General features: G+C 66.9%; 24 protein-coding genes. 16 read left to right on the top strand and 8 right to left on the bottom strand.

Annotation, left to right across the window (positions count from 1 at the left end; translation table 11 throughout):
* Positions 1-59 precede the first annotated feature (59 nt).
* Complete coding sequence (locus tag HV742_RS21800) at positions 60-392, bottom strand: zinc ribbon domain-containing protein (protein WP_100507985.1); 333 nt, start codon at positions 390-392, stop codon at positions 60-62.
* 23 nt (positions 393-415) lie between these two features.
* Positions 416-1,645, bottom strand: a complete 1,230-nt coding sequence (gene fmdA, locus HV742_RS21795) for a formamidase (RefSeq protein WP_059271574.1) — start codon at positions 1,643-1,645, stop codon at positions 416-418.
* Positions 1,646-1,865: 220 nt separating this feature from the next.
* On the opposite strand from fmdA, the gene HV742_RS21790 reads away from it, so the two are divergent.
* From HV742_RS21790 to HV742_RS32325, 5 genes are all read left to right on the top strand, one after another.
* Positions 1,866-2,342 carry a type III secretion system chaperone gene (locus HV742_RS21790; protein WP_175146331.1) on the top strand — a complete coding sequence of 159 codons (477 nt, stop codon included), beginning with the start codon at positions 1,866-1,868 and terminating at the stop codon, positions 2,340-2,342.
* A 32-nt stretch (positions 2,343-2,374) separates the two neighbouring features.
* Entirely contained in the window at positions 2,375-2,917 is a 543-nt protein-coding gene (locus HV742_RS21785) for a hypothetical protein (RefSeq protein ID WP_157810431.1), read from the top strand.
* A gap of 156 nt (positions 2,918-3,073) precedes the next feature.
* A complete protein-coding gene (locus HV742_RS32335; protein WP_254601211.1) occupies positions 3,074-3,292 on the top strand; it encodes a hypothetical protein in 219 nt (72 codons plus the stop codon).
* A 39-nt stretch (positions 3,293-3,331) separates the two neighbouring features.
* On the top strand, positions 3,332-3,577 hold the full coding sequence (locus tag HV742_RS32330; protein WP_254601210.1) for a GGDEF domain-containing protein: 246 nt from the start codon (positions 3,332-3,334) through the stop codon (positions 3,575-3,577).
* Between the two features lie 11 nt (positions 3,578-3,588).
* On the top strand, positions 3,589-3,900 hold the full coding sequence (locus tag HV742_RS32325; RefSeq protein ID WP_367647962.1) for a diguanylate cyclase: 312 nt from the start codon (positions 3,589-3,591) through the stop codon (positions 3,898-3,900).
* A gap of 85 nt (positions 3,901-3,985) precedes the next feature.
* Here HV742_RS32325 and HV742_RS21775 read toward each other — a convergent pair whose 3' ends face one another.
* Complete coding sequence (locus HV742_RS21775; protein ID WP_175146330.1) at positions 3,986-4,600, bottom strand: class I SAM-dependent methyltransferase; 615 nt, start codon at positions 4,598-4,600, stop codon at positions 3,986-3,988.
* A 157-nt stretch (positions 4,601-4,757) separates the two neighbouring features.
* Here HV742_RS21775 and HV742_RS21770 point away from each other — a divergent pair, with 157 nt between their 5' ends.
* Positions 4,758-5,123 (top strand): hypothetical protein, encoded by a 366-nt coding sequence (locus tag HV742_RS21770; RefSeq protein ID WP_063580081.1) that lies wholly within the window; start codon positions 4,758-4,760, stop codon positions 5,121-5,123.
* A gap of 55 nt (positions 5,124-5,178) precedes the next feature.
* Here HV742_RS21770 and HV742_RS21765 read toward each other — a convergent pair whose 3' ends face one another.
* A complete protein-coding gene (locus HV742_RS21765; RefSeq protein ID WP_175146329.1) occupies positions 5,179-6,654 on the bottom strand; it encodes an aminotransferase class V-fold PLP-dependent enzyme in 1,476 nt (491 codons plus the stop codon).
* A 122-nt stretch (positions 6,655-6,776) separates the two neighbouring features.
* Here HV742_RS21765 and HV742_RS21760 point away from each other — a divergent pair, with 122 nt between their 5' ends.
* From HV742_RS21760 to HV742_RS21715, 10 genes are all read left to right on the top strand, one after another.
* The gene (locus HV742_RS21760; protein WP_217482414.1) at positions 6,777-7,265 is read left to right on the top strand and encodes an Lrp/AsnC family transcriptional regulator; all 489 of its coding nucleotides are present in this window, start codon (positions 6,777-6,779) and stop codon (positions 7,263-7,265) included.
* A gap of 274 nt (positions 7,266-7,539) precedes the next feature.
* Positions 7,540-8,052, top strand: coding sequence for a winged helix DNA-binding protein (locus HV742_RS21755; protein ID WP_054415947.1), 513 nt, complete (start codon positions 7,540-7,542; stop codon positions 8,050-8,052).
* A 9-nt stretch (positions 8,053-8,061) separates the two neighbouring features.
* Positions 8,062-9,915, top strand: coding sequence for an ABC transporter ATP-binding protein (locus HV742_RS21750; RefSeq protein ID WP_367647961.1), 1,854 nt, complete (start codon positions 8,062-8,064; stop codon positions 9,913-9,915).
* A 54-nt stretch (positions 9,916-9,969) separates the two neighbouring features.
* A complete protein-coding gene (locus HV742_RS21745) occupies positions 9,970-11,502 on the top strand; it encodes an ABC transporter substrate-binding protein (RefSeq protein ID WP_020928525.1) in 1,533 nt (510 codons plus the stop codon).
* A 187-nt stretch (positions 11,503-11,689) separates the two neighbouring features.
* Positions 11,690-12,613: an ABC transporter permease gene (locus tag HV742_RS21740; RefSeq protein ID WP_006385014.1), complete on the top strand. Its 924-nt coding sequence runs from the start codon at positions 11,690-11,692 to the stop codon at positions 12,611-12,613.
* 5 nt (positions 12,614-12,618) lie between these two features.
* The gene (locus HV742_RS21735) at positions 12,619-13,485 is read left to right on the top strand and encodes an ABC transporter permease (RefSeq protein WP_175146328.1); all 867 of its coding nucleotides are present in this window, start codon (positions 12,619-12,621) and stop codon (positions 13,483-13,485) included.
* Between the two features lie 57 nt (positions 13,486-13,542).
* Positions 13,543-15,282: a M14 family metallopeptidase gene (locus HV742_RS21730; protein WP_068952645.1), complete on the top strand. Its 1,740-nt coding sequence runs from the start codon at positions 13,543-13,545 to the stop codon at positions 15,280-15,282.
* 12 nt (positions 15,283-15,294) lie between these two features.
* Entirely contained in the window at positions 15,295-15,732 is a 438-nt protein-coding gene (locus tag HV742_RS21725; protein WP_054415951.1) for an acetyltransferase, read from the top strand.
* Positions 15,733-15,997: 265 nt separating this feature from the next.
* The gene (locus HV742_RS21720; RefSeq protein ID WP_068952646.1) at positions 15,998-16,285 is read left to right on the top strand and encodes a CopG family ribbon-helix-helix protein; all 288 of its coding nucleotides are present in this window, start codon (positions 15,998-16,000) and stop codon (positions 16,283-16,285) included.
* Complete coding sequence (locus HV742_RS21715) at positions 16,282-16,584, top strand: type II toxin-antitoxin system RelE/ParE family toxin (protein ID WP_175146327.1); 303 nt, start codon at positions 16,282-16,284, stop codon at positions 16,582-16,584. The genes HV742_RS21720 and HV742_RS21715 overlap by 4 nt, the downstream gene beginning before the upstream one ends.
* A 46-nt stretch (positions 16,585-16,630) precedes the next feature.
* Here HV742_RS21715 and HV742_RS21710 read toward each other — a convergent pair whose 3' ends face one another.
* The 4 genes from HV742_RS21710 to HV742_RS21695 form a co-directional block, all read right to left on the bottom strand.
* Positions 16,631-16,837 (bottom strand): oxidoreductase-like domain-containing protein, encoded by a 207-nt coding sequence (locus HV742_RS21710; RefSeq protein WP_053514712.1) that lies wholly within the window; start codon positions 16,835-16,837, stop codon positions 16,631-16,633.
* On the bottom strand, positions 16,834-17,409 hold the full coding sequence (locus tag HV742_RS21705; protein WP_175146326.1) for a GNAT family N-acetyltransferase: 576 nt from the start codon (positions 17,407-17,409) through the stop codon (positions 16,834-16,836). The genes HV742_RS21710 and HV742_RS21705 overlap by 4 nt, the downstream gene beginning before the upstream one ends.
* A 175-nt stretch (positions 17,410-17,584) precedes the next feature.
* Positions 17,585-18,220: a class I SAM-dependent methyltransferase gene (locus HV742_RS21700; protein ID WP_059271593.1), complete on the bottom strand. Its 636-nt coding sequence runs from the start codon at positions 18,218-18,220 to the stop codon at positions 17,585-17,587.
* On the bottom strand, positions 18,217-19,479 hold a 1,263-nt coding region (locus HV742_RS21695), incomplete at its 5' end, for a lytic murein transglycosylase (RefSeq protein ID WP_175146325.1). The genes HV742_RS21700 and HV742_RS21695, both read right to left, overlap by 4 nt.

Here is a 19,479-nt window from a genome sequence, read left to right as displayed (position 1 = left end):
GCGAGCCGTCGATGACGCCCCGGCATGCGGGCCGTCATCGACGGGAATCGCCACCGGCGTCAGTGGCTGATCATCCAGGGCCGCGCACCGGCGAAGGACTTGGCGCCGTCGGCCGTGGCGCGGGTCCTGCCGGACTTGCGTCCGCCCGCGCAACAACCGCAATTCATGCCGTGCCCGGCACGCGAGCTGCGCGGCTCGTTGGCGCTGCGCTCGTTGGCGGCATGGGCACGGTTGACGGCCGACGACAGCGCCGAGATCGCGGGCGCGCCACCAACGATGCGATTCGACGCCGCGCCGCAGCGCGGACAGTCGGCTGGATCGCGCCATTGCGCCAGCGGCCGCAGCGCCGCGAACTCGCCGCAGTCGGCACAAGCGTAGTCATACATGGGCATGTCGGTCTCCCTGCGCGAACGCTTCAGCGGTCGCGCGACAAGGGCATGTCGACGCCGCCCTTGATGTGCTTGACCGGCCCCGATGCCGAGGGCTGGATGTCGAAATCGAAGATCTCGGTCGGCAGCCACAGCGTGGCGCAGGAGTTGGGGATGTCCACCACCCCGCTGATGTGCCCCTGCACCGGCGCCGTGCCTAGGATCGAGTACGCCTGCGCGCCCGAATAGCCGAACTTCTTCAGGTATTCGATGGCGTTCAGGCAGGCCTGGCGGTAGGCCACGTTCACGTCCAGGTAGTGCTGCTTGCCGCCCTCGTCCACCGAGATGCCCTCGAAGATCAGGAAGTCCTTGTAGGCCGGCGTGATCGGGCTGGGCTTGAAGATCGGGTTGCGGATGGCGTACTTGTCCATGCCGCCCTTGATCAACGTGACGCGCATGTGCACCCAGCCGGCCATCTCGATGGCGCCGCAGAAGGTGATCTCGCCGTCGCCCTGCGAGAAATGCAGGTCGCCCACCGACAGGCCGCCGCCCTTGACGTAGACCGGAAAGAACACCCGCGCCCCGCGCGACAGGTCCTTGATGTCGCAGTTGCCGCCATGCTCGCGCGGCGGCACGGTGCGCGCGCCCTCGGCCGCCGCGCGCTCGCGCTCGGCCCCTTGCAGCGCGCCCATGTGCGCCGTCTTGGGCGCGGGCGGATTGGCCAGCGGCGGCACGCGGTTCGGGTTGGTGTCGATCAGCGCCTGCTCGCGCTGGTTCCAGGTGTCCAGCAGCTTCTTGTCGGGCAGGCAGCCGATCAGGCCGGGATGGATCAGGCCGGCGAAGCTGACGCCCGGGATGTGGCGCGACGAGGTGAACATGCCGTGGAAATCCCAGATGGATTTCTGCGCATGGGGGAAATGGTCGGTGAGAAAACCGCCGCCGTTGTTCTTGCTGAAAAAGCCATTGAAGCCCCACAGGCTATCGGGCTTGGCGCCGATGTCCAGCAGGTCCACCACCAGCAGGTCGCCGGGCTCGGCGCCTTCGACGCCGACGGGGCCGGACAGGAAGTGCACGGTGGACAGGTCGACGTCGCGCACGTCGTCGGCGCTGTCGTCGTTCTTGATGGCGCCGCCGGTCCAGTCGTAGGTTTCCAGGATGAAATCATCGCCGGGCTTGACCCAGACGGCCATCGGGATATCCGGATGCCAGCGGTTGTGGATCTGCTTGTTCTCGTACGGGGACTGGGTCAGGTCGACCTGGATGAGGGTATCGGTCATTCTCTTTCATCTCCAACGCAACGTGTTGATAAAACAGAACTTCAGCCGTGACCTGTACCGCTCAGGGTGGAAACCGGCGGTGCAGGCCATCAAGCTGTCTTGCACGGTAGGCCAGTTTCGGCCGGCCGTAAAGACAACGCTCAAGAAAATGGAACTCCCGCGGGAATCGTGGTTACTCAGATGGATTCAACCCAAGGAGCGAGACATGACGCAAACGAGAATGGACCTTCATCGTTGGCTGGAGGAAATTGGAGGGGAGTTCGGCTGGTCGCCGGTGCTGACGGAAGCAGGTGACTGCGCGTTTCAGGTCGACGAAGGCGTCGACCTCCTGGTGGAATCCCACCCCTTGATAGACAAACACCTGGCCCTGACCGCCACGCTGGGCGCCGCCGACCAGGACATGCCCAGCCGGATGCTGCTCGCCTGCCTGGGGTTGAACGCCACCTTCCAGGTGGATGGCAAGTTCTCCATCGGGTACCGGGCCACCGCCAAGTGCCTGACGCTGCACTCCCGGTTCGCGCCCGAAGCCGCCGACTGGAATGCCGAAGCCTTCGTGCTCGCCTTGACGCACTTCAGCCTGGTTGCAGCGCAAATCGCCCACGGCCTGAAAACCGGAGAGATGTACGCCTTCGGCGGCGCCGCATCCGACGCGCAAGTCGACGCGCCGGTAGCGTCCGCTGCCCCTAATTACGCCTGAAATTCAGTCCCATACAGTCGAAGGAGGTTTCCATGACCATTACCCCGGCGATGAACCTGGTCAAAGACGTGGCCAGCACGACAGTCGGTACCGCAAAGACGGCATCGGCCCCCGAAGGCAGCCTGCAGAAGTATTCCGGTGCGATTTCGACGCTTCTGGCTGGTGTCGGCTCGCTGCTGAACGGCCTGGAGGTCCATCAACAAAAGGTGGGCCCCTTCAAACCCGTCATTCGCGACAGCCTGGCGGGCGTTTCGAGCTTGAAGAATACCCTCGGCGCATTTCCGGCCATCGCCACGATCTTCATCGGCGCCAAGAAGGACGACAAACCCATGGTGACGTTGGGTGCGCTCAATCTCATCTGCGCGAGTGGCTTCTACAATGTGGCGGCGAACTTCGCGACGGACTACTCCAAGGGAATGCTCAACAAGAACATGGCCCATATGGTCAAGAATCTGCCTCCGGTCATGAAGTTCGGGGTGGGCCTGGTCTCGCTGGCCTATTCCACCTACGCGATGATCCCGAACATGCAGCCTCTGACGGCGAAGGCAACAGACAAGTCGAGCAATCACGTGTAACGCACAACGCAATCGCGCATCGGGCGGCGCCAAAGGATCGCCGCCCCCTATCCACCACTGTTGAGGTTGCGCGCAACCTCCGCTTACATTTTGTCCAACCAGAGGACCATCTGGCGCCAATGCGGCTCAATGCGGCGTCTAGACTACCGCGCAGGTGTGGGTCGAAATCGTGTAGACGGCGGCGCGGCATGCGCTCTGGCGACCTTATGCGCGCTGCTGTTCCTGGCGATGACGCTGTGGCTGCTGCACGGCTCGCGCGCCTTCGCCCGCGACCTGCGCTCGGAGATGATCGTGTTCTCCTTCCTGGTGGGCGGCATCTGCACGCTCAACGCGGCGAACTTCGCGCTGATCCTGGATGGCAGCATGCCGGCCTAGGACATACAGAGCCAATTCCAGACGGAGTTCCACATCTGAGTGTCATTCCTGGGCACGGCGCTGCCGCCGACCTTGGTCTGCCTGATCCTGCGCCGCCTCACGGATGAACTGCGCACGATGGCCACGCGCGATCCGCTCACCAGCCTGATGAACCGACGCAGCCTGATGGACGATCTGGAGGCGCACTTCCGCCAGCGCGACATCGGCTATCCGCATCTACGATCGTGGACATCGATCGCTTCAAGCAGATCAACGATACCTAGGGCCACCAGACCGGCTACCTGATCCTCAGTCTGGTGGCGCGGGTGCTGCAGGACACGGTGCGCCAGGGTGATCTGGTGTGCCGTCTTGGCGGGGAAGAGTTCGTGGTTGTGGCGCTAGACAGCGATCGCAAGGGCACCATGCAATTGGCGGAACGGCTGCGCGAGGCGATCACCCACGCCGGTGCCCGGCGACCGCGCGCGGGGGCCGATCCGCTGCACCGCGACCATCGGGGTGTCGCACGGCTTTGCCGGAACGTAGGCGCTGAACGACATCATGCAGCAGGCGGATGCCGCGCTGTATCGCGGCAAGATGTCCGGACGCAATGGCGTGGAATGAGCGGATGAGGCGGCCATGCCGGTCGCGCAAGCACAACCAGCCTGAGGCACCGCCCGCCCGGCCCGCCCGGGGCGGCGACGGCGCGCGCTCCTTTCATGGAGTACCGACCTTTCGGAAGAAGCAATAGACGTGCCGGTACGCATCATCGACCAGATGGCGCGCGCTTGCCACGCCTTCGATACCGGGAACGAACTCCCGAAACCCGCCCTGCACCTCCACCGGGAAGGGGGTGCGCTCGGGCAGATCGTTGTAACCCAGCACCAGCAGGCCCTCGGCCTTGAGCACGGCGTGGCACTGCGTCAACAGGCGACGGAGGTCCGACGGCGTGTCGATACCGAAGCCGAGCAACCCATTTGCAATCACCACGTCGAAGCAGTTCGCGCCATAGTGCGCGGCCATCTCGAGCGCGTCGCCTCGCCAATGCCGCCCCGACCGGCCATAAACCTCGCTGCGTGGCGAGATATCCAACGAATGGAAGTTGGCGCGCAGCAGCCTGGGGTAGTGCCAATTATGCTTGTCCAGGCCGATGAACAGCAGCTCCGATGCCTTGGATTGCACCGCCGCCTGGTGATTCAGGTAGCCAAACACCTGTTTTTCGAGAAAGGCCCGGCTTGGGATGTCAATCCTGAAATCGATCCCGCAGCGCTCGGCCAAGGACGGCGACAGCCTGAAAAGCATCCGTTTGCCAACGTATTTCAACTTGCGCATGACTTTCCCTTTGGTTCGAGGGAAAGCAATATGCTGCGTAGACACGCGCTTGCCTATTGGACCAGTCTGATATGTTGCGCATCGGATTCCGTCGGATGCGGCAGTTATGATGCGCCATTGCATTTCGCGGCCACGCCGCGCCGGAAAACCGTTACCCATGTTCCTGCCCCGCCCCCTGTCCGCCCTGCTCCTGCTTGCCTGTGCCCTGCCGCTGGGCGCCGCCCACGCGGCCAAGGAATGCGTGGCGCGGTTCGACGCCAGCGCCGCCCGCTACCAGGAGGCGGTGAACGTGCAGAAGGGACGCGAGACCGCCAACTGGCAGGAGCTGAACGCGCCGCTGTGCCAGGGTCGGCTGGACCTGCTGGACATGGAGTTCGAGCTGGTCGATGACTACGAGCAATGCGTGCGCGACGGCGGGGAATTTCCCGAGAAGACCGTGCGCGCGATGAAGGACCGGCCCGACAACCTGGCCGCGCTCAAGACCGCCTGGATCAATACCTGCGGCCCCTACATGAAGGAATGAAGGGAGGGTCGCGCAGCGCGGGCCAGGCCCCCGCGATGCGCGGCCGCCGACCGCCTCAGGCCACCGCCGAGGCGGGCCGCGGGAAGAAGATGGCCCGCGCGGGGTCGAAGTCGTAGCGGTCTTCGAACTCGGTCGCGTCGGCGGCCAATGCCAGCACCGAATCGAGGATGAAGTCGGCCTTGGCCTCGGACAGCAGCACGCTGAAATTCAGGCGGACAAAGCCCGGCTTTTCGATTTCGCGGCCATCGAGGATGGCCTGGCGCATGCGCGCCGATTCGGCCTCGTCGATCTCCAGCAGGTTGTGCACGTAAGGCCCGGCGCAGGCGCAGCCGCCGCGGGCCTGGATGCCGAAGCGATCGCTCAGCATGCGCGTGACCAGTTGCTGGTGCACGTAGCCGCCCTGGCCGTCGCGCACGCGGAAGGAGAAGATCGGCAGACGCGGGGCGGTCAACGAGCCCAGCAGTTCCAGGCGGGGATCGCCCTGCCAGCGGGCCAGCGCGCGCCGCACGAAGGCGGCGTTGCGCCGCGCCATCAGGTCGTTGCCCAGCGCTTCCTTGACCAGCAGCACCAGCGCGGCGCGGATGTCGCCGACCACGTTGGGCGTGCCCGCCTCTTCGCGCGCTTCCAGGCTGGCGCTGTAGTCGTGGTGGCTGGGCGAGACGAACTTGACGGTGCCCCCGCCCGGGAAGGTGGGCGTGGTCGGCACGACCGCGTCGCGACGCACGATCAGGATGCCGGACGCGCCGGGCCCGCCGATGAACTTGTGCGGCGAGAACACGATGGCGTCGATCGGCGCATCGGCCGCGGGCGTCATGCGGATGTCCAGGTACGGCGCGCCGCCGGCGTAGTCCCAGATCATCCGGGCGCCGGCGCGCTTCACGCGGCGGGTGATGGCCTCGACGTCGGCGACGATGCCGGTGACGTTGGAGGCGGCCGACAGCGCGCAGATGACCAGCGTGCCGTCCGGCGCCCGCAGCGCGGCGTCGAGTTCGCCCAGGTCCGGGCCGCCCTGCGGGCTTTCCGCCAGCACGACGATGTCGGCGCCGCATTCGCGCCACGGCAGGATGTTGGAATGATGCTCGTAGGGGCCGATGACGACCCGCACCTTGCGCCCCGCCGCCAGGGCGGCCGGCACGCCGAACAGGTGCACCAGGCGGTTGATGCCCATGGTGGCGCCCGAGCCGGAGAAGATCACGGCGTGCTCGTCGCCCGCGCCGCAGCAGCGGCCGACCACGGCGCGCGCCTCGCGCCGCAGGCGCGTGATGAAGCCGCCGCAGAAGGAGGCCTCGGTATGCGAGTTGGCGTAGTACGGCAGCACGTGTTCCAGGACGAAGCGCTCGACCTGCATGAGCGCGCGGCCCGAGGCGACGTAGTCGGCGTAGACCAGCGGCTTGAGGCCAAAGGGGCCTTCGATGACGGCGTCCTTGCCGATCAGGCCGTCGGCCAGGCTGGCGATGATGTCGGGGGATTGCAGGGATTGCTGGAACTGGCGCAACGGCCCTGTGGTGGCCGGGGTCGCGGGGGTAGACATGATGAGGATTCGAAGAAACGGCTGGCGGGAAAATTATCGGAATATCATACGATGGAAGGAATTTTGAAACCTCACCTAAATTTTCCTTAAAATCTCCAAAAACAGATCATTTGAACTGGATTATGGAAAAAATTGACAAGTTTGATCTGAATATCATTTCCTGCCTGCAACGCGAAGGCTCGCTGTCGCAGCGCGAGCTGGCCGACCGGGTCGGCCTGTCGCAGAACGCCTGCTGGCGCCGACTGCAGCGGCTGAACGCCTGCGGCATCATCCGCGGCACCCGCGCCGAGGTGAACCTGGCCGAACTCGGGTTGGACCTGACGGTGTTCGTCATGATCCGCACCAGCCATCACGCCAAGGAATGGGCCGACGGCTTTCGCAAGCACGTGGAACGCCTGCCCGAAGTGACCGGCTTCTACCGCATCGGCGGCGACTGGGACTACCTGATCCAGGTGGTCTGCCGCGGCATCGCCGGGTACGACCGCTTCTACCAAAAGCTCATCACCGACTTCGAACTGTCCACCGTGACGGGCTTTTTCAGCATGGAAGCCATCATCGAGAACCGCCCGCCCGACCTGGGGCTGTTGCAGGAATCGACGGGCGCGACATAGCGAGGGTCCGCGCGCCATCGCACGGCGGCGCGCATCCGCTCGCGCTGGGCAACCCGCACGGCGCGTGACGCGGCATGGCGCGCGAGGGGGAAGCCGGATTGCACGGCGGCCTCGGCGTCCCGACGATCCTGGCGCGACGCCGCCGCCGGAATAACTTGCGGTCATGAACCCCGGGGGCGACTTATATCCACGGGTTATCCCGGATGCCTGCATATCCACAAATCGTCAATAATTCGCCAACGTTTTATTGTCGATCCGTCCCCATCTGCCTCCCATGCCTGTTTCCGTCCGGGACGCCATTGTTTCCTCCTCCCATCTCGCCTCGTCCGCCCCGGAGCTGTCCGAGGTGGAGTTCGGCCTGATCATCGCCTCGCACGCCTTCAATCGCTGGATGGTCCGCTGCATGGCCTGTGCCGGGCTGCCCGAGCTGACCTCGCTGGACATCCTGGTGCTGAACCATGTGTTCCATCGCGGCCGCGGCAAGAAACTGGCGGACATCTGCTTCACGCTCAATGTCGAAGACACCCACCTGGTGAACTATTCGCTCAAGAAGCTGGAGCGGCTGGGCGTGGTGCAAAGCGCTAAGACCGGCAAGGAAGTGATCTACACCACCACCGATGCCGGCGCCGCCGCGATCCAGCGCTACGCCGAAGTGCGCGAGCAATGCCTGGTGAAACCCTTCATCGACTCCCCCGCCGCGGACGATGCCAGCCACCAGTTGGCCAATACCCTGCGCGCCCTGTCGGGCCTGTACGACCAGGCCGCCCGCGCCGCCACCTCGCTGTGAGAATCCACGTTGTCTAGCCTTCCCGCCTCCTCCGCCCAGCCGCTGCTCTCCGTGCGCGGCGTCTCGGTGGACTTCAATACTGAAAACGGCGTGTTCCGCGCCGTCGAGAACCTGGACTTCGACGTGCGGCCGGGCAAGACGCTGGCCATCGTCGGCGAGTCCGGCTCGGGCAAGTCGGTGACGTCCATGGCCATCATGCGGCTGACGGACTACAACAACGGCCGCATCGCCACCGGCCAGATCCTGTTCCGCGACAGCGACGACCGCGAGGTCGACCTGACCGCCGCGTCCGACGAGCGGATGCGCGCGATCCGCGGCAACGACATCGCCATGATCTTCCAGGAGCCGATGACCTCGCTGAACCCGGTGTTCACCATCGGCGACCAGATCATCGAGGCCATCATGCTGCACCAGCAGCTGTCGCGCTCGGCCGCCCGCAAGGCGGCGCGCGCGCTACTGGAGAAGGTGCGCCTGCCGGACGCCGAACAGCTGCTGGACCGCTACCCGCACCAGTTGTCGGGCGGCATGCGCCAGCGCGTGATGATCGCGATGGCGCTGTCGTGCCAGCCCCGCCTGCTGATCGCCGACGAACCGACCACCGCGCTGGACGTGACCATCCAGGCGCAGATCCTGAACACCATCCGCGAACTGCAGCGCGACCTGGGCACGGCCGTGATCTTCATCACCCACGACATGGGCGTGGTGGCCGAGATGGCCGATGACGTGGTGGTGATGCTGCGCGGCAGGAAGGTCGAGCAGGGCCCGGTGGAAGAGATCTTCCGCGCGCCCAGGCATCCCTATACCCGCGCCCTGCTGGCCGCCGTGCCGCGCCTGGGCAGCCTGACCGGCCGCGACCTGCCGCTGCGCACGCCGCAGACGGTGCTGGAAGGCGACACGCTGCGCGAAGTCGGCGAGACCCGCGAGCAGGACACGGCGCGCTACGACGAGCCGGTGCTGCGCGTCGAGAAGCTGACCACGCGCTTTGACGTCGGCCACAATCTGTTCGGCCGCGTCACCCACCGCGTGCACGCTGTCGAGGAAGTGAGCTTCGACGTCTACCCCGGCGAGACGCTGGCGCTGGTGGGCGAATCGGGCAGCGGCAAGTCGACCATCGGCAAGACCCTGCAGCAGCTGGTGGCGCCGACCTCGGGCGCGGTGCGCTACAACGGCCAGGACATCTTCTCGATGGACGCCGCCGGCCGCCAGCGCCTGCGCCAGGAAATCCAGTACATCTTCCAGGATCCGTATGCCTCGCTGGACCCGCGCAAGACCGTGGCCTTCAGCATCGCCGAGCCGATCCGCACCCACCGCCTGCTGACCGACGAGGCCGCCATCGCGCGCCGCGTCGGCGAGCTGCTGGAACAGGTGGGCCTGAAACCCGAGCACGCGCGCCGCTATCCGCACGAGTTCTCGGGCGGCCAGCGCCAGCGCGTCTGCATCGCGCGCGCCCTGGCCAGCGACCCCAAGCTGATCATCGCCGACGAATCGGTGTCGGCGCTGGACGTGTCGATCCAGGCGCAGATCCTGAACCTGCTGATGGATCTGCAGAAAGACCGCGGCCTGTCGTACCTGTTCATCACCCACGACATGGCGGTGGTGGAGAAGGTCAGCCACCGCGTGGCGGTGCTGTACCTGGGCCAGATCGTCGAGTTGGGCACGCGCCGCCAGATCTTCGAATCGCCGCAACACGCCTACACCCGCAAGCTGCTGGCCGCCGTGCCGGTGGCCGAGCCCGGCCGCCACATCGACACCTCGCTGATCGAGGGCGAGATCCCCAGCCCGGTGCGGCGCGTGGGCGACGAGCCGGCGATCATTCCCCTGGTTGAATTCGCGCCCGGCCACCGCGTGGCCCGCGCCGCCTGAACCTTCCGTTTTCTACACGTCGGCCCGGCCGATTTCCCGTCCCTGGAGTTGAACATGCTCTCCCTACGCAAAACCTTCACCGCCACCGCCCTGGCCCTGGCGCTGGGCGGCGCGCTGCCCGCGGTCCTGTCGACCGCCCAGGCCGCCGGCACGCTCAACGTCGCCATCAACCAGGATCCGGGCAGCTGGGATCCGATCGACACCTTCGTGACGTTCTGGGGCTCGGTCGGCAGCAACCTGTACGACGGCCTGACCATGCGCGGCGCCGACCTGAAGCTGCAACCCGGCCTGGCCACCAAGTGGGAATACCTGGACGACAACAAGCGCCTGCGCTTCACGCTGCGCCAGGGCGTCAAGTTCCACAACGGCGAGCCGTTCAACGCCGAGGCGGTCAAGTTCACGTTCGAGCGCCTGCTGGGCGCGGAAGGCGCCAAGGGCCCGCAGAAGTCGAACTACGACTCGATCGGCGAGGTCAAGGTGGTGGACGAGTACACCGTCGACTTCATCCTCAAGCAACCCGATCCGGTGCTGCTGACCAAGCTGGCCGGCTACGGCGCCATGATCGTGCCGCCCAAGTACATCCAGGAAAAGGGCGAGGAGAACTTCAACACCCACCCGGTCGGCACCGGCCCGTTCAAGTTCGAGAGCTACCAGCCCAAGGTCAACGTGACCCTGGCGCGCAATGACGACTACTGGGGCGGCAAGCCCAAGCTGGACAAGGTGGTGTACCGCTTCATCAGCGAGCCCGGCACCCAGGTCGCCGAACTGCAGGCCGGGCGCGTGGACATCGCCACGCTGATCCCGCTGGGCCTGATCGAGACGGTCAAGAAGTCCGGCAACGCCGACGTCATCTCGACCGGCGGCCCGGTCGCCTTCGCGCTGCGCTACAACACCAAGAACGGCATCACCCAGAACCGCGACGTGCGCCGCGCGCTGATCATGGCGGTGGACCGCGACACCATCGTCAAGCAGTTGCTGCTGGGCCAGGCCAAGACCATCGCCAGCTTCCAGGGTCCGCAGTCGTTCGGCTACAACCCCGAGCAAAAGCCCCTGCCCTTCAACCCCGCCGAAGCCAAGAAGCTGCTGGCCGGCGCCGGCATCAAACCGGGCGCGACGGTGCAGATCGACGTGCGCGGCAGCGATTCGAACTTCCGCGAAGTGGCCCAGGCGGTGTCGGGCTATCTGCAGGCGGTGGGCGTGCGCGCCACCATCAAGCCGTATGAGACCGGCGTGCTGCTCAACGACATCATCCCCGGCGGCAAGACCGGCGAGATGTGGCAGAACCAGTGGGGCGGCTGGACCTACGACTACGACAACACGGCCTACCTGATGTACCACTCGGGCCAGAAGTGGAATCCGTACGACAACGATCCCAAGCTGAACGCCATGCTGGAAGCGCAGCGCACCGTCTATGACGTGAAGAAGCGCGAAGCCATGCTGCAGGAGATCGCCGGCTACGTGGCCGACCAGGCGCTGGAACTGCCGCTGTACAGCCTGAACACCATCGTCGGCGTGAACAAGCGCGTGAAGAACCTGGAAGTGCCGGGCGACATCCGCTTCCGGTTCGTCGATACGACCGTCGAATAGAGCCCACCCCCGAAGCGCTGCGCGCTTCCCCCTCGAGGGGGCATGCCAGGGGACCGGCAAAGCCGGCTCCCCGGCATCCCGCCAGGGGGCGGTGCTCGATTGGGCATCGTGATGTCTGTGTGGCACTTGAAGCATTTGACGCATTAACCCTACTGATTCGCCGGGGCGAAAGCCCTGGCGGAGCCTCATGACCGGATTTCTGATTAAACGCGTGTTGCAGGCGGTCTTCGTGATCGTGGCCGTGACGCTGCTCGTCTCCTACGCCGTGCGCCTGACCGGCGACCCCGCGCTGATGCTCAGCCAGGGCTCGGGCAGCGTCACCGAGCAGGATTTGGCCAACATCCGCCAGGCGCTGGGCCTGAACCGGCCGTTCCACGAGCAATACCTGAGCTACATGCAGGGCCTGCTGCATGGCGACTTCGGCCGCAGCTTCATGGGCGGCACCTCGGTCGCCAAGCTGATCGGCGACGCGTTGCCGGCCACGCTGATGCTGGCGTTCACCTCGCTGATCGCCTCGATCCTGATTTCGCTGCCGCTGGGCATCCAGGCCGCCATCAAGCGCGGCAAGCCCACCGACCAGGCGATCCGCATCCTGTCGCTGGTGGGGCTGTCGTTCCCCAACTTCTGGCTGGCGCTGATGCTGGTGCTGCTGCTGTCGATCACCTTCCCGCTGCTGCCGCCGTCGGGCTGGAGCGGTCCGGCCAGCCTGGTGCTGCCGTCGCTGACCATGGCGATCATCCTGTCGGCCACCAACATCCGCCTGGTGCGCACCACCATGCTGGAGACGCTGTCGGCCCAGTACATCATGGTGGCGCGCAGCAAGGGCCTGAAGGAGCGCATCGTGCTGTACAAGCACGCGCTGCGCAATTGCGCCATTCCCCTCATCACCTACCTGGGGCTGCAGTTCGGCGGCCTGATCGGCGGCATCGTCGTCATCGAGATGGTGTTCAACTGGCCCGGCCTGGGCACGCTGGCGTTCGACGCCATCTCCGGCCGCGACTACCCGGTGCTGCAAGGCACGGTCACCGTGCTGGCCGCCGTCATCGTCCTGGTCAACCTGATCGTCGACATCGCCTACGGCATCGTCGATCCCCGTATCCGCACGCGGTGAGCCCCATGCAGACCACTACTTCCCCCGCCGCCCCCAAGGCCGTCAAGCCGCGCAGCCGCTACCGCTCGCTGGAATTCGTGCTGGGCGCCGCGCTGACCGGCGTCATGATCGTGCTGGTGCTGGCCTCGGGCTGGCTGTTTCCCGATGGCGGCGAGTCCATGGACCTGACCGCCCGCCTGATGGCGCCCTTCAACAGCGCGGCCCACCTGTTCGGCACCGACCCGCTGGGCCGCGACGTGCTGGCGCGCGTCATCGTCGGCGGCAAGATCTCGCTGCTGGTGGGCTTCGCGTCCGTGCTGGGCGGCGCCCTGCTCGGCATCATCATGGGCCTGATCGCCGGCTACTACCGCGGCTTCTGGGACATGATCGTGATGCGCTTCGCCGACGTGCAGCTGGCGCTGCCGTTCATCCTGGTGGCCATCACCTTCATCGCCATCCTCGGCGGCGGCCTGTTCAACGTGATCTTCTTCATGATCATCTCGCAGTGGGTGCAGTACGCGCGCCTGGTGCGGGCCCAGGTGCTGGCGCTGCGCGAACGCGAGTTCGTGCTGGCGGCGCGCGCCTTCGGCGTGCGCGACCTGGCCATGATCCGCCATCACATCGTGCCCAACCTGCTGGGCCCGCTGGTGATCCTGATGACGCTGAACGTCGCCAACAACATCCTGCTGGAAAGCAGCCTGACCTTCCTGGGCCTGGGCGTGGATCCCATGATCCCGAGCTGGGGCGGTATGCTGGCCGATGGCCGCACCTACATGCAGACGGCGTGGTGGGTGAGCGTGTTCCCCGGCTTGGCGATCATGCTGACCGTGTTGGGCCTGAACCTGCTGGGCGACTGGCTGCGCGATCGCCTGGACCCCACCGGCAAGGTGTAAATGTATGCCCCCGCCCTGGGGCGGCCTGCTCCGGCAGGCAATTGAGGACTACTGACGATGGCATTGCTGGAAAAGACATTCGACCGCACGCTGGACGCCTGGATCCATGCCTACAAGGCCCCGGCGTGGCGTGGCGCGGCGGTGGAAGGCTGGCTGTTCGAAGGCGTCGACGCGCGCCGCGAGGCCGAGGCGCGGCTGGCGCAGGCCGGCGTGACGGCGCGCTTTCGCAGCGCCTACAAGCCGCTGCTGCACTACTTCCTGGAAGAAGTCGAACGCGACGGCCTGGTGGCGGTCGACCTGCGCTACCCGCGGCATGAGCACGCGCTGCCCAAGCGCTTCACGCTCGAAGCCTATCCGCTGGTGGCGCTGCTGCAAGGCGTGCGCGTGACGATGAAGCCCGGCGCGTCCGACCTGCACTACGACGTCACCCTCGTCTATGCCGACGGCCGACGCCGTGAAGAGCGCGTGTTCGCGCCCAACCAGCTCGGCCAGGCGCAGGACGGCACGCCCGAGCTATCGCCCACCGGCTGGCTGCGCGTGCGCGACGCCGAGGGCGCCGTGCAGACCGACGCGGCCCAGGCCACCGAGTACCAGCAGGCCTTCCGCAGCATCGTCGACACGGTGCGCAACCATCCCTGGGGCGCGCACGAACCGTACTTCGACCGGCTGGAGATCCGCGTCGACCTGCCCGGCATGGATTTCGCGCTGCCGGTCGACGAGGAAATCGTCAGCACCTTCGAGGCGCTGCACGAGGACCTGTACTTCACGCTGCTGGAACACTTCCAGCACCACTCCGGCCGCCCCTCCGGCGACCGCGGCCTGCAGCCCGGCCAGATCATTCCCGACATCCGCCGCCACGACGGCGCGGCGCGCGTGCTGGTGACGCTGGAACCCTTCGCGCCGCCGGCGCCGGTGGCGCCCGTGGCGCTGGACGCGCCGCTGGCCGAGCTGCGCCAGCCGCTGGCGGCCGGGCAGATCGCCGGCTGCATGGCCGCGCTCGGCGGCGACGCCTTCCAGGCCGTGTCGCGCCAGGGCCGCCCGGTGCTGGGCACCTATCTGCGCGGCCCCGGCCCGGCGGTCTTCATTTCGGGCGCGCAGCATGCCAACGAGACCTCCGGCGTGGTCGGCGCGCTGCGCGCCGCGCAGGCGCTCAAGGCGCGCGGCGACGCCCACTTCGCGCTGATCGCCGCCGAAAATCCGGACGGCTACGCGCTCTTTAACCGCCTGCGCGAACAGCATCCGCGCCACATGCTGCACGCCTCGCGCTACAGCGCGCTGGGCGACGACATTGCCTACCGCGAACACGCGCCGTTCTTCGAACGCGAGGGCCGCCACCAGGCGCACGCCATCAGCGGCGCGCAACTGCACATCAACCTGCACGGCTACCCGGCCCATGAGTGGACCCGTCCCCTGTCGGGCTACCTGCCGCGCAATTTCGAGCTGTGGACCATCCCCAAGGGCTTCTTCCTGGTGCTGCGCCACCACCCCGGCTGGCGCGAACGCGCCCGCCGCCTGATCGAGGGCGTGACGGCGAGGCTGGCCCGCAACGTGCCCGGCCTGGTCGAATTCAATGCGCGCCAGCTTGAACTATTCCACGCGCACGCGCTCGAAACCGGATTCGATGTGCTGAACGGCATCCCCGTGCAGGTCACGGAGACCGACCGGGAAGCGCTGCCGATGGCGCTGATCTCCGAGTTTCCGGATGAAACCGTGTACGGGGACCGCTTCGTTTTCGCGCATACTGTGCAAATGGAAACCGTCCTGGCGGCGACCGACATCCACCGCTCCGGACATTAGCAAGCGCCCGACATGAACATCCGAGAACGCAACCACGGCGACGACCTCGCCCTGGTGGACATCTGGCTCCGTTCGGTGCGCGCCACCCATACGTTCCTGTCCGAAAAGGAAATCCAGGCCATGTACCCGCAGGTGCTCAACACCTACCTGCCGTCGGTGCGGGTCTGGGTCTGCGAGGACGATGCCGGCGAGGTCGCCGGTTTCATGGGCCTGAACGGCAACAAGGTCGAAATGCTGTTCGTCGACGCCAACAAGCGCGGCAAGGGCGCCGGGCGGCGCCTGCTGAATTTCGCGCTGTCGCTGCACGGCAGCCTGCGGGTCGACGTCAATGAACAGAATCCGCAGGCGCATGGGTTCTACAAGCACTATGGCTTTGAAGACGTGGGCCGTTCGGAAACCGATGCCGCGGGGCGGCCGCGGCCGATCATCCATATGAAGCTGGCGGGCTGAGGCGGACGTCAGGGTCAACGCCCCTGGGGCGGCACCAGGAACGTCCTGCGCCGGCCCTGGGCCACGACCATCCTTACCAGCCGGCGAGAGGGCTCCGACGCGGGTAAGGCCGCACGGACACCGGTCCGATGAGCGTGCTGGATATATCACTCGACTGACGGCTTACCTGATTGCCTTTCCCGCAGGAGTGGAGAATGCTCTACACATGCGCCATGGGTGCGGTGTGCTACGCTGCACTTATCGTGTAACACATGAGAACCGCACCATGAGCGACGCTACCTTTACCTTTCGAGTGGATGAGGCCTTGAAAAACGAGTTCGCCATGGCCGCCAAGGCCCGAGACCGCACCGGCGCGCAGCTTCTGCGTGACTTCATGCGGGAGTACGTGCAGCAACAACAGGAAGCGGCCCAGCATGACGCCTGGTTCCGCCGCGAGGTGCAAGCGGGCCTGGATTCCGCCAACGCCGGCCGCCTGGCGCCGGCCGCCGAGGTCGAAACCAAATTCGCGGCCCGTCGCGCCGCGACCCGTCGCCGGCTTGAAACATCCAAGTGAGGGCATTGCGCTGGACGCCCGAAGCGATCCGGGACCGGGAAGCGATTTACGATTTCATCGAGGCCGATAACCCCGTTGCGGCGCTGATGCTTGATGAACAGCTTGAAGAGCAGGCGGGACGCCTGATCGATCATCCCGGCCTGGGTCGCCCGGGCCGTGTCGCTGGCACCCGGGAGCTGGTGGCGCACCCGAACTATCTATTGATCTACGACGTAAAGAACGATGCGGTGCGCATGCTGCGCGTGCTGCATGCGGCCCGGCAGTGGCCAACGCCGGATCCATCGCCGGGCAACCGTTGAATCCCGCGGTACGGCAAGGCCGGACCAACTGGCGGTTCCGCGCCCCCTACCCCGCCTCGCCATGCCGAGCCCGCCACGCCTTGAGCGCGGCGCGGTATTCGTCCATGGCTTCGTTGTAGGTGTCGTAGACGCAGGGGATACAGCCGCTGTTGCAGCATTCCTCGGGCGCGGGGGCCTCGGGAGGCACGGGCGGCGGATCGTCGTCGGCGGGCGGAGTGGTGTTCGGGGTATCGGGGGTATTCGCGGGACTCATGACCGCATGTTAGCGCCGATCGGCGCCGCTTCGTCCGCCAGCGCCCGCCACTGCTGGCGCCGGATTTCGTAGCGCAGCTTGCGCGCCTCGCCTTCGCCGGCGGTCTCGATCCAGCGCATCCCGCATTTTTCCATCACGCGCAGCGATGCGGCGTTGGCCTGTATCGCCACGGCGCTCAGCGCGTCCACCGGCAGGCGTTCGAATCCCAGCGCCAGCAAGGCGCGGGTGATTTCCGAGGCGTGGCCCCGGCCCCAACAGGTGGGCATGAACGCATAGGCGATCTCGACCCGCTCGATCTTGCCCGACAGCGCCAGCTTGAGGCCGGCTCGGCCGGCCAGCGCGCCGCTGTCGCGCTCGCTCAGCACGTACATGCCGTAGCCATGTTCGGCCCAATGCAGCATGTTGTGCTCGACGTAGCGCCGGCTGGCCGTGGCGTCGCGGGTGCCGCCCATGGTTGCCATCAGGGCGGCGTCGGCGTGCATCGCGGTGATGAAGGGCAGATGGGTCGACGACATGCGCTCGGCGCGCAGGCGCCGGGTGACGAAGGATTCGGGCAGCAAGGCGGACGGCATGATCTCGAAGCATGGACACACACGGTGCCTTGCATCATATCCATGCCCGTCCCTGCATGCCATCGCACTTTCGCTCCGTGGACACACCGCTGGCGTCGCGGTACGCGGCGCAAAGCGCGGCAATCGCGGCGGGTGCCGGTCGCGTCGGCGCGGCGGCCTGGGCAGGCCTTTCCCGCTAACCGCGCTTCAGGCCCAGGAAGCTCCAGTGCACGTCGGCGCGGTCCAGCATGTCTTCGCGCCTGACGAGGTGATGCGCCGACAGGCCATGCCCGGCCGCCAGCGCGATGGTCTCTTCGGCCGACACGTCGAACATGCGGCGGCCGGGCGGCACCGGACCGTGGCGCAGCGACATCAGGATCTGGCCGCCGGGCGCCAGCAAGGCCGCCAGCGCCGCCATGCCACGGGCACGCTCGTCCGCGTCCAGGTGCATCCAGACGGCGGTCAGCATGATCACGTCGAACTCGCGCCCTTGCAGGCCTGCAAGTTCGGGCAAGGCGTCATCGACCCATTCCAGGTTGGGCAGCGCGTGGCGCCGCTGGCCCTCGCGCCGCAGCTCGGGCGTGGGCTCGGCCGCCACCACCTGGTGGCCCATGCGGGCCAGCGCGGCGGCGTCTCGGCCCGAACCGGCGCCGATGTCGGCGATGCGCGACGGCGTCGCCGGGATCAGGTGCGCCACGTCGCGATGCACATCCGCGAAAGCGATGCTCTCGTACTGCTCGGCCAGGGCCGCGGCGTTTTCGCCGTAGCCCTGGGTGCCCGAGACCACGGCCCCGCTGCCGTCGACAGTTTGCGCGGAATCGGCGGCGCTCATTTGGCCTTGAGCGCGTCGTAGATGCGCTTGCCGACGCGGCCATCCTGCGGCAGGTTGCGCTTTTCCTGTTCGGCGCGCACCGCGTCGCGGGTCTTGGCGCCGGGAATGCCATCGGCGGTGCCGACGTCATAGCCGCGGGCGTTGAGCATCTCCTGCACTTCCTTGATCTGCGCGCGCGACAGGCCGGGGTCATCCGTCGGCCAGGCCGTGGCCAGCGCCGGGCCGCCCTGCAGGCGGTTCAGCAACAGCGAGACCGCCAGCCCGTAGCGGCGCGACTGGTTGTAGTGCAGGATCGCATCGAAATTGACGGTGGCCAGGAACACCGGTCCCTTGGCGCCAGTGGGCGCGAACAGGTAGGCCTGCTGGTCGTTGCCGCCGGCCAGCTTGAGCGCGGAGCCGTCGCCCTGCTTGAGGCCCGCCTGGGCCCACTGCGCGATGCTGCGGCGGTCCTGCGAGCCGACGTATTCGGCGTCGGGCGCGGGCGGAATGGCGGCGGCCACGTCGGCCGGCACGCGCACCTCCACCACCGCCGGCAGGCCGTGGGTCCACTTGGCGCGGCGCTTGCGCAGGTGATTGGCGGTCGAGGCCAGGGCGTCGGGCAGCGAGTTGTACAGATCGATCTTGCCGTCGCCATCGCCGTCGGCCGCCAGCTCGTAGAACGAGGTGGGAATGAACTGCGTCATGCCGAAGGCGCCGCTCCAGGAGCCGACAAAGTTGTCGGCCGGCACCACGCCGTCGCGCAGCAGGCGCACGGAGGCGTAGGCGTTCTTTTCCCAGAGCGTCTTGTTCTCGGTGCAGGCGCGCGTCAGCCAGGCATTGAGCACGTCGGTCTTGCCGACCTGGCGGCCGTAGTTGGTCTCGATGCCGAAGATGGCGACCAGCGTGGCCGGGTCCACCTGGTACTGCTGGCTGATGTCGCCCAGCTGCTTGCCGTACTTGGCGAGCACCGCGCGGCCATCGGCCACGCGCTCGTCGTCAACCGTCTTGGCGATGTAGTCCCACCAGGTTTCGCGGCCCTCGGGCTGGCCCTGGGCGGACGCCACGGTGGTGGGCAGCAGCTTGGCCTTGGCGGTGTACTTGTCCCAGTCGGCCAGGGTCAGGCCGTTGGCGGTGGCGCCCTTGCGCAGCTTGGAGATACACGCCTTGGTGTCGAGTTCGGTCGGGATGATGACCGTGGGCGCGGCGGGGGTGGCGGTGGCGGCCGGTGCGGCGGTTGCGGCGGGCGCGGGGGTCGCGGCCGGCGAGGCAGGCGCATGGGC

The sequence above is a fragment of the Achromobacter ruhlandii genome, assembly GCF_902859695.1.
Lineage (GTDB): Bacteria > Pseudomonadota > Gammaproteobacteria > Burkholderiales > Burkholderiaceae_B > Achromobacter > Achromobacter ruhlandii.
The sequence above is the reverse complement of the archived record's forward strand: the minus strand, read 5'-3'. Positions and strand labels throughout refer to the sequence as shown.

Coding starts and splice junctions, on each gene's coding strand:
- HV742_RS21725 (WP_054415951.1), top strand. CDS start 15,295: ATGAACATCCGAGAACGCAACCACGGCGACGACCTCGCCCTGGTGGAC.
- HV742_RS21740 (WP_006385014.1), top strand. CDS start 11,690: ATGACCGGATTTCTGATTAAACGCGTGTTGCAGGCGGTCTTCGTGATC.
- HV742_RS21765 (WP_175146329.1), bottom strand. CDS start 6,654: ATGTCTACCCCCGCGACCCCGGCCACCACAGGGCCGTTGCGCCAGTTC.
- HV742_RS21785 (WP_157810431.1), top strand. CDS start 2,375: ATGACCATTACCCCGGCGATGAACCTGGTCAAAGACGTGGCCAGCACG.
- HV742_RS21710 (WP_053514712.1), bottom strand. CDS start 16,837: ATGAGTCCCGCGAATACCCCCGATACCCCGAACACCACTCCGCCCGCC.
- HV742_RS21775 (WP_175146330.1), bottom strand. CDS start 4,600: ATGCGCAAGTTGAAATACGTTGGCAAACGGATGCTTTTCAGGCTGTCG.
- HV742_RS21730 (WP_068952645.1), top strand. CDS start 13,543: ATGGCATTGCTGGAAAAGACATTCGACCGCACGCTGGACGCCTGGATC.
- HV742_RS21720 (WP_068952646.1), top strand. CDS start 15,998: ATGAGCGACGCTACCTTTACCTTTCGAGTGGATGAGGCCTTGAAAAAC.
- HV742_RS21755 (WP_054415947.1), top strand. CDS start 7,540: ATGCCTGTTTCCGTCCGGGACGCCATTGTTTCCTCCTCCCATCTCGCC.
- HV742_RS21705 (WP_175146326.1), bottom strand. CDS start 17,409: ATGCCGTCCGCCTTGCTGCCCGAATCCTTCGTCACCCGGCGCCTGCGC.
- HV742_RS21770 (WP_063580081.1), top strand. CDS start 4,758: ATGTTCCTGCCCCGCCCCCTGTCCGCCCTGCTCCTGCTTGCCTGTGCC.
- HV742_RS21800 (WP_100507985.1), bottom strand. CDS start 392: ATGCCCATGTATGACTACGCTTGTGCCGACTGCGGCGAGTTCGCGGCG.
- HV742_RS21760 (WP_217482414.1), top strand. CDS start 6,777: ATGGAAAAAATTGACAAGTTTGATCTGAATATCATTTCCTGCCTGCAA.
- HV742_RS21790 (WP_175146331.1), top strand. CDS start 1,866: ATGGACCTTCATCGTTGGCTGGAGGAAATTGGAGGGGAGTTCGGCTGG.
- HV742_RS21735 (WP_175146328.1), top strand. CDS start 12,619: ATGCAGACCACTACTTCCCCCGCCGCCCCCAAGGCCGTCAAGCCGCGC.
- fmdA (WP_059271574.1), bottom strand. CDS start 1,645: ATGACCGATACCCTCATCCAGGTCGACCTGACCCAGTCCCCGTACGAG.
- HV742_RS21700 (WP_059271593.1), bottom strand. CDS start 18,220: ATGAGCGCCGCCGATTCCGCGCAAACTGTCGACGGCAGCGGGGCCGTG.
- HV742_RS21745 (WP_020928525.1), top strand. CDS start 9,970: ATGCTCTCCCTACGCAAAACCTTCACCGCCACCGCCCTGGCCCTGGCG.